Source organism: Paenisporosarcina sp. P5_A11 (assembly GCF_056400705.1).
In genome coordinates this window covers 1-7988 of sequence record NZ_JBFUKT010000156.1, presented here as the reverse complement: position 1 = coordinate 7988, position 7988 = coordinate 1, and the positions used below count along the sequence as shown (strand labels likewise).

The 7988-nt window shown below is 37.3% G+C and carries 9 protein-coding genes and 1 pseudogene; 9 read left to right on the top strand and 1 reads right to left on the bottom strand.

Features of this window, described 5'->3' with window-relative positions; all coding sequences use genetic code 11:
- From AC1DOS_RS15915 to AC1DOS_RS15895, 5 genes are all read left to right on the top strand, one after another.
- The coding region (locus AC1DOS_RS15915) for a glycerol-3-phosphate dehydrogenase C-terminal domain-containing protein (protein ID WP_477538285.1) at positions 1-363 on the top strand (363 nt) is incomplete at its 5' end.
- Positions 360-1280, top strand: a complete 921-nt coding sequence (locus tag AC1DOS_RS15910; RefSeq protein ID WP_477538284.1) for an alpha/beta fold hydrolase — start codon at positions 360-362, stop codon at positions 1278-1280. The genes AC1DOS_RS15915 and AC1DOS_RS15910, both read left to right, overlap by 4 nt.
- Positions 1262-2206, top strand: a complete 945-nt coding sequence (miaA, locus tag AC1DOS_RS15905) for a tRNA (adenosine(37)-N6)-dimethylallyltransferase MiaA (protein WP_477538283.1) — start codon at positions 1262-1264, stop codon at positions 2204-2206. The genes AC1DOS_RS15910 and miaA overlap by 19 nt, the downstream gene beginning before the upstream one ends.
- A 73-nt stretch (positions 2207-2279) precedes the next feature.
- The gene (gene hfq / locus AC1DOS_RS15900; protein ID WP_108584731.1) at positions 2280-2507 is read left to right on the top strand and encodes an RNA chaperone Hfq; all 228 of its coding nucleotides are present in this window, start codon (positions 2280-2282) and stop codon (positions 2505-2507) included.
- 67 nt (positions 2508-2574) lie between these two features.
- On the top strand, positions 2575-2874 hold the full coding sequence (locus AC1DOS_RS15895) for a rhodanese-like domain-containing protein (protein WP_108584732.1): 300 nt from the start codon (positions 2575-2577) through the stop codon (positions 2872-2874).
- Between the two features lie 41 nt (positions 2875-2915).
- Here the strand turns inward: AC1DOS_RS15895 and AC1DOS_RS15890 are convergent, their stop codons facing one another.
- Positions 2916-3533 carry a trimeric intracellular cation channel family protein gene (locus AC1DOS_RS15890; protein ID WP_108584734.1) on the bottom strand — a complete coding sequence of 206 codons (618 nt, stop codon included), beginning with the start codon at positions 3531-3533 and terminating at the stop codon, positions 2916-2918.
- Between the two features lie 168 nt (positions 3534-3701).
- On the opposite strand from AC1DOS_RS15890, the gene AC1DOS_RS15885 reads away from it, so the two are divergent.
- From AC1DOS_RS15885 to AC1DOS_RS15870, 4 genes and pseudogenes are all read left to right on the top strand, one after another.
- Entirely contained in the window at positions 3702-4964 is a 1263-nt protein-coding gene (locus tag AC1DOS_RS15885) for a methionine gamma-lyase family protein (protein ID WP_477538282.1), read from the top strand.
- A gap of 100 nt (positions 4965-5064) precedes the next feature.
- Positions 5065-5445 carry a MerR family transcriptional regulator gene (locus AC1DOS_RS15880; RefSeq protein ID WP_024534936.1) on the top strand — a complete coding sequence of 127 codons (381 nt, stop codon included), beginning with the start codon at positions 5065-5067 and terminating at the stop codon, positions 5443-5445.
- 41 nt (positions 5446-5486) lie between these two features.
- Positions 5487-6821, top strand: a complete 1335-nt coding sequence (gene glnA / locus AC1DOS_RS15875) for a type I glutamate--ammonia ligase (protein ID WP_108584737.1) — start codon at positions 5487-5489, stop codon at positions 6819-6821.
- A gap of 327 nt (positions 6822-7148) precedes the next feature.
- Positions 7149-7516, top strand: a pseudogene (locus AC1DOS_RS15870) (DDE-type integrase/transposase/recombinase); the annotation flags it as partial.
- Between the last annotated feature and the right edge of the window lie 472 nt (positions 7517-7988).

The following is a 7988-nucleotide window of genomic DNA, read 5'->3' as shown; positions in this document are numbered from 1 at the left end:
CGTTACGGATTGTCATACGATGAATCACGTCAACTAGCAGCGTTTTATGGAACGAATGTAAATCACTTATTTGCCTATGCAAATGTGTTGCAAAATAATTCATATGGATTGCCTTTGCCATTAGCGGCTAAACTTGCCTATGGCATCCAATTTGAAATGACTTGTACGCCCGCCGATTTTTTTATTCGCCGAACAGGTAATTTATATTTCAATATAGATGAAGTGCATGCTTATAAAGAACAAGTATTTCAAATGATGAAAGCTCAACTTGGCTATTCAGAAAATCAAGTTGATTTCTATCGATTTGACTTAGATAAACAAATGCACGCAGCAATAGCCTTCCGAGAGGAGAAAGCCAAATGACCAAAAGTATACATTATGTCAAAATGTCAGATGGGTATGAAATCTACACAGTTGTTTATAAACCAAACAAGCCGCCTATAGGACATATCCATTTTTTACACGGCATGGCTGAACACATTGGGCGATATGAAGAATTTGCGACTCATTTGGTCAACCAAGGATATGTCGTGTCAGGGCATGATCATCGTGGACATGGGCATTCGGGTCAAAAGCAAAGTCAAGTTGGATTTTTTGGTGAGAAAGATGGATTTGAACGAGTGACAGAAGATGTACGAGAAGTTTTGCAAGACGTTCGTAAGGATATCATAAGCGATAGTCCCATTCTATTTACTCATAGTATGGGGTCATTTATTGGAAGAAGATATATTCAAAAGTATGGAGAATCAATCTCCAAAATTATTCTATCAGGTACGGGTGGACCAATTGGTTTGAAAGGGTCACTTGGAAAATGGATGGCAAAAGGATTCTGCCAAGTCAAGGGAATACAAACTGAGAATCAATTATTAAACAAACTGACATTTGGTAAATATAATGCAGCTTTTAAAGGTTCCAAAACTGATTTTGATTGGCTAAGTTCAGATCCTATAGAAGTTCAAAAATATATCGATGATCCTTTATGTGGGTTTGTCGCAAGCAATCAATTTTTCGTGGACCTTTTAAGTGGATTACAAATGGTTCATAATAAAAAAGAAATCGCCCATATTCCAAAGGATCTTCCGATTCTCATGATATCAGGTTCGCTGGACCCCGTAAGTCAAAATGGAAAACAACTCTGGGTAGTTGCTGAACAATATAAAAAAGCGGGACTGAGTGATATTACTGTAGTAATAACTGAAGGAAAAAGGCATGAATTGCTAATGGAAATTGGAAGAGAAGAAACCTATGAGGTAATAACAAAATGGATGGAGAAAAAATGATGGATTTAGATGTACTTGCCATAGTGGGACCGACTGCTTCTGGAAAAACCGCGCTCTCGATTAAACTAGCGAAATTGTTAAATGGGGAAATTATTAATGGTGATTCTATGCAAGTTTACAAAGGCCTTGATATCGGCACAGCAAAAGTTACACATGGTGAAATGGAAGGTATTCCTCATCACTTACTAGATATAAAAGAACCTACAGAGTCGTTTTCAGTTGCAGAGTACCAGCAATTAGTTCGTGAGAAAATTGCTGAAATTCGATCAAGAGGGAAATTACCTATTCTAGTGGGTGGTACTGGATTGTATGTTCAATCTGTTTTATATGACTTTCAATTTACAGAGGACCGAGTTGATGAAAAGGTACGCAGTGGCTATTACGACGAACTAAAACAAATGGGCCCTGAAGCCATGCATGCAAAGCTCAAACTAATCGATCCACAAAGTGCAGCTGTAATACATCCGAATAATACCCGCCGAGTAGTACGTGCGTTAGAAATCGCAGAACACTCTGATACAACAAAATCGGCTGAAACACAAAATCAAGGTCATGAGGCTATGTATCGTCATGTAATATTAGGGTTGCAATTGGATAGAGAACTATTATATGAACGAATTAATTTACGAGTAAATCGTATGATTGAACAAGGACTAGTAAATGAAGCCAAGCAATTATGGGAGCGAGAAATTAAAGATGTACAAGCAGTTCAAGCTATTGGATATAAAGAGATCTACACTTATTTTGAAAATCAATCCACGTTGCAGGAAGCGATTGAACAAATTAAGCAAAATTCGCGACGGTATGCAAAGCGTCAGCTTACATACTTCCGAAATAAATTGCCGGTAAAATGGATTGAACCAGAACTTGCTATATCAGAATTACTTCCAATAATTAAACAGGATTTGCAGGAATCTGCTCATTAAAAGCGAATAGTAAATAGTGTACCTAAATAATTATACAAACAAACAATTGCGTTTATATAGGAGGAAATAGAAAATGAAGCCGATAAACATTCAAGATGTCTTTTTAAATCAATTAAGAAAAAACAAAGTATTCATTACAGTGTTTTTATTAAATGGATTCCAGTTAAAAGGACATGTTCAATCTTATGATAACTTTACAGTGTTGTTAGAGTCAGACGGTAAACAACAACTAATTTATAAACATGCGATCTCAACCTTTGTTCCTTCAAAACCAGTATCATTAACAACTGAAGAAGTGTAATAACGTTGTTAGACAAAAAGATGTATAATATTAGGGGTGTAAAACACAACTAATTGGGGGTATAAATATGAAAACAATTCAACCTGAAGAATTACAAGCTAAACTAGACGCTGGTGAAACAGTTCATATGATTGATGTTCGTGAAGCAGATGAAGTAGCTGCAGGTAAAATTCCAGGAGCACAGCATCTTCCATTAGGGTTAGTAGAGTTCAAGCATCAAGAATTGGATAAGACTGAAGAATATGTAATCATTTGTCGCTCAGGTGGCCGAAGTGGAAAAGCGTGTGAATACCTTGAAAGTCAAGGATTTGACGTAACGAACATGTCTGGCGGTATGTTAGAATGGCAAGGCGAAGTAGAATTATAAAAAAGAATGATAATAAAAAAGCAGCTTTTCTCGGTTTCGAGTTAAGCTGCTTTTTCTGATGGTCTTAAAGTACGGAAGGGTAAACGCCATTTATATAGATAAGAAATAACCCGTAATGTTGTCGTTGAGACAAATAAAACATAAAGTGCAATGTCGGTTACTGCTATTCCAAATCCGATTACTAGTCCCGTAATTACAGCCCAAACTGCATATATTTCGTTTCGAAGAACAAGAGGTTTTCGTTTGGCAAGGACATCTCGAACGATGCCTCCACCAGAACCAGTTAATACCGCTGCTACTATAGTTGCACTTATCGGTAACCCTAACTGAACAGCAAACAATGCACCTTGTATGGCGAATGCTGACAAACCAATGGCATCGAAGAAATTTCCCCAACGGTTCCAATGTTTCAATAAATTTTGTGGAAATAAAAAAACGGCAGTAATAGCAAACAGGGCAATTTGAAACATCATATCTTGTTCCCACAATGCTGATACCGGTACTCCTATTAATAAATTCCGAATCGCGCCTCCACCGAAGGCAGTCACAATTCCAAGTAAATAAACACCAAATAAATCATATTCTTCTTCCATGGCAACAATCGCACCAGAAACTGCAAAGGCAATTGTTCCAATAATATTTAATACATCCCAAGCCACTTCACATTCCTCCAAAATTCAATAGAACGAATTAAATTGTAGCAGATTTTCATACAATTACAATAGCTATGTTACCTAGCCTTCATAAATAGTTGACGATAAGGGTGGGACTGATAAGATGAAGAGTGAAAATAAAAGAGTGAAAATCCTAGAATTGAGGAAATTATCGTGACATTCCAATCCGTATTAAATCAAGACTTATTATCAGAAGCTAAACAAATCGAACAACAAATATCAGCACAGCATAATGAAGTGGATCACATTGCTTTTTTGAATCAAGAAAAAGTTATAACTGCATTTAGAAAACATCAAGTTAGTGACTTTCATTTACATCCTTCAAATGGCTATGGTTACGACGATGAAGGAAGAGATAATTTAGAACGTGTTTATTCAGAAGTGTTTGGAGCTGAGGCTGCGCTAGTCAGGGCTCAAATTATTTCAGGTACACATGCCATTACCATTAGTTTGTTTGGGATACTGCGTCCTGGAGACGAATTGTTGTACATTACTGGTAAACCATATGATACATTGCAATCCATTGTCGATGGTGGCGAGCAAGATACTGGCTCACTGAAAGACTTTAACATTTCTTATCAACATATAGATCTACTAGAAGATGGAGGTATTGATTGGACAAATGTTCAGCAAGCCATTTCAGATAAGACAAAAGTAATTGCGATTCAACGTTCAAAAGGATACGCAAATCGACCTTCATTCACCATCGAACAAATTGAAAAAATGACAAAAAGAATTCGTTCCCTTAAACCAGAGGCAATTATTTTCGTTGATAATTGTTATGGTGAGTTTGTTGAAAAGCTTGAACCTACTGATGTAGGAGTCGATTTGATGGCTGGATCACTTATTAAGAATCCGGGTGGGGGACTAGCGAAAATTGGTGGTTATATTGCTGRTCAAAAAAAATATGTGGATATGTGTGCGTACCGAATGACTTCTCCGGGTATAGGTGGAGAGGCTGGTCCTTCTTTAAATACATTAGCGGATATGTATCAAGGATTTTTCTTGGCTCCTCATGTGGTAGCGCAAGCTGTAAAAGGGGCTATTTTCACTTCGGCTTTACTTGAAAAAATTGGCATGGACACCTCGCCTCATTATCTTGAAAAAAGAACAGACTTAATACAATCGGTATCATTTAAAACGGCCCAACAAATGACTCAATTTTGTCAGGCCATTCAAGCAAATTCACCAATCAATGCTCACTTTTCTCCAGAACCTGCTTATATGCCTGGCTATGAGGATGACGTAATAATGGCTGCGGGTACTTTCGTACAAGGTTCAAGTATCGAATTAACAGCAGATGGTCCAATACGCCCCCCTTACACTGCATTCATCCAAGGAGGATTAACTTATGAACATGTTAAATTCGCGATTCTTTCTGCAGTTCAACAACTACAAGAAAAAAAATCGCAGTAAAATTATAATAAAAAATTCCCATGTTAGATTATATGACATGGTATTGACAGGAAAGTTAACATATAGTATGATAACACTTGTGAAAGCGTAGGTGAGTCAAGTGAGTCAACAATTAAGAAGATCCATGCCATTACTACCAATTAGCATTGTTATGCAGCTCACGGAATTGACTGCCAGACAAATTCGCTATTATGAAGATCATGATTTAATTCACCCCGCTCGTACAGATGGCAATCGACGCATGTTTTCATTAATTGATGTCGACACTTTATTGGAGATAAAAGATTTTCTCGAACAAGGTATTAATATGGCGGGCATTAAAAAATTATTTGAATTGAAAAACCAACCTATCATTCCGGAAATTAAAGCACAGATGACGGATGCGGAACTACGAAGTATTTTGCGAATTGAAATGCAACAAGCAGGTAGATTTCAAAAGGCTTCATTAAGACAAGGTGATTTATCTCGTTTTTATCACTAAGCGAGCTAGAATATAATAAACTTTTAGGAGAGTGACAATAAGTGAGCAAGTACACAAAAAGCGACATTCATAAGTTTGTAAAAGAGCAGGAAGTTAATTTTATACGTTTACAATTTTCCGATATTCTTGGAACGATAAAAAATGTTGAGATACCTGTAAGCCAGCTTGACAAAGCTCTTGATAATAAAATGATGTTTGACGGATCTTCAATTGAAGGTTTCGTACGTATTGAAGAGTCTGACATGTATTTAGTTCCAGATTTAAACACGTGGGTAGTTTTCCCATGGATTACTGGTAAAGGGAAAGTAGCACGTTTGATTTGTGATGTGAATAAAGCAGATGGATCACCTTTCGCTGGAGATCCACGCAGTAACTTGAAACGAGTATTAAAAGAAATGGAAGAATTAGGTTTTACAAGCTTTAACTTGGGACCTGAACCTGAATTTTTCTTATTTAAATTAGATGAACGTGGAGAACCAACACTAGAATTAAATGATACAGGTGGATATTTCGATTTAGCACCTATGGACTTAGGTGAAAACTGCCGACGTGATATTGTTCTAGAATTAGAAGAGATGGGCTTTGAAATCGAGGCTTCTCACCATGAAGTAGCACCTGGACAACACGAAATTGACTTTAAATATGCAGATGCAGTAACTGCTTGTGATAATATTCAAACATTTAAACTAGTAGTTAAAACAATCGCACGTAAGCACGGATTACATGCTACATTTATGCCTAAACCATTATTTGGTGTAAACGGTTCAGGTATGCACATGAACGTTTCATTATTTAATGGAAAAGATAATGCCTTTTTTGAAGAGTCAGGTGATTTGAAATTAAGCGAAACAGCTTATCAATTCATGGCTGGTATTTTGAAACATGTACAAGGATTTACAGCGATTACTAACCCGACTGTTAATTCATACAAACGATTAGTGCCTGGTTATGAAGCGCCTTGTTACGTTGCTTGGTCTGCTCAAAACCGTAGCCCACTTATTCGTATCCCGTCTTCACGTGGCGTAAGTACACGCGTAGAAGTCCGTTCAGTAGACCCTGCAGCTAACCCGTATCTTGCGATGGCAGTAATCTTGAAAGCTGGACTTGATGGTATCAAAAACAAAATGACGCCACCACCAGCTGTTGACCGTAACATTTACGTAATGAATAAAGAGGAGCGTCTTGCAAATGGCGTTGAAGATCTTCCAGCTTCGTTATATGATGCATTAGAAGAACTTGGAAAAAATAAAACGATTCGTGAAGCACTTGGTGAACATATTTATGCAAACTTCGTGGATTCAAAAGAAATCGAATGGGATATGTTCCGCACATCTGTACACCCATGGGAACGCGAACAATATTTGAAAATGTATTAAGCTTGATATAACTGTGTTTAAAGGGTGTTTTGTTGGGGTGTAGGAGTCCAATAACTTTGTTAGTATCGAATCTACCCCCATTTCACCCCGAAAAAAGTCTAAATTAATTATTTGAAAACATCGTTCAGTCGTGAGTTGACTTGTTCGATGTTTTTCTTTTTCATTTTTTTAGATACGTGAGAGTATACATCGGCTGTAATTTGATAACTACGATGCCCCAATTGTTTCTGAATGTATTTAATATCGGTACCGGCTTCTAATAACAATTCTAACGGGTGCTTTAGTGAAATAAGTAAACAAAGAAAACGCCTTTATATGGGGCGTTTTTTGGGGGGAAAGGGACAAGCAGAACGGCCATGGCTAACGATTATTTTGGATGAGTACAGTCGAGCAGTTGCTGGATATTTTTTAACCTTTCAAGCACCATCTACCATTCAAACGGCTTTAGCCCTGCACCAAGCGATTTGGCGAAAGAGCCATCCAGATTGGACCATCTGTGGTATCCTTTTTTTACGGACCATGGCAGTGATTTTACATCGAATCATTTAGAGCAAGTAGCCATTGATTTGAAAATCAACCTTGTATTCTCTGCCGTAGGTGTCCCAAGAGGCGGAGGGAAGATTGAACGCTTCTTTTTAACGATCAATCAATTGCTTTTACAGGACTTGTTCGGATACTTCAACACCAAAACAACTGAACCTCTCCTCTCACTAAATGACCTAGAAAAGGTGCAGTCAGGAAAATGCGGTTTTACAACGTTAAACTGTTCCAGGTAGTAAAAATTGTCGACTTAGCAACGATAAGTGTTTTGAGACAAGTTATATGAGGCACTAACAAGCCTTGTTTCACGTAATATTGACCCCCATCTCAACAGATTAGACCCTATTGATACAATCCTCACAGACCTTGATATAACAGTATTTGTATCCTAACGTTGTAAATTGTAAAAAACCTGACGCTACCCCCTTATGGTATTTAGTGGTTTATTATTATGGTATTTTGAATGTAGCAAGAGTAGAGACATTTACATATAAGTGTGTAAACTTTCGTGATTGTTTGCTCCAGAGGCACCAATAAATTGAAGGGAGATGCTTTTTATTTCAGCAGATAAGGAAACTCAAATCGTTGATGATATCATGCATCAAATCGTTTCAAAGACATTCAAAT

What these genes read in the sequence shown, in the direction of transcription:
- AC1DOS_RS15910 (WP_477538284.1), top strand. Translation starts at nt 360, where the DNA reads ATGACCAAAAGTATACATTATGTCAAAATGTCAGATGGGTATGAAATC.
- miaA (WP_477538283.1), top strand. Translation starts at nt 1,262, where the DNA reads ATGGATGGAGAAAAAATGATGGATTTAGATGTACTTGCCATAGTGGGA.
- hfq (WP_108584731.1), top strand. Translation starts at nt 2,280, where the DNA reads ATGAAGCCGATAAACATTCAAGATGTCTTTTTAAATCAATTAAGAAAA.
- AC1DOS_RS15895 (WP_108584732.1), top strand. Translation starts at nt 2,575, where the DNA reads ATGAAAACAATTCAACCTGAAGAATTACAAGCTAAACTAGACGCTGGT.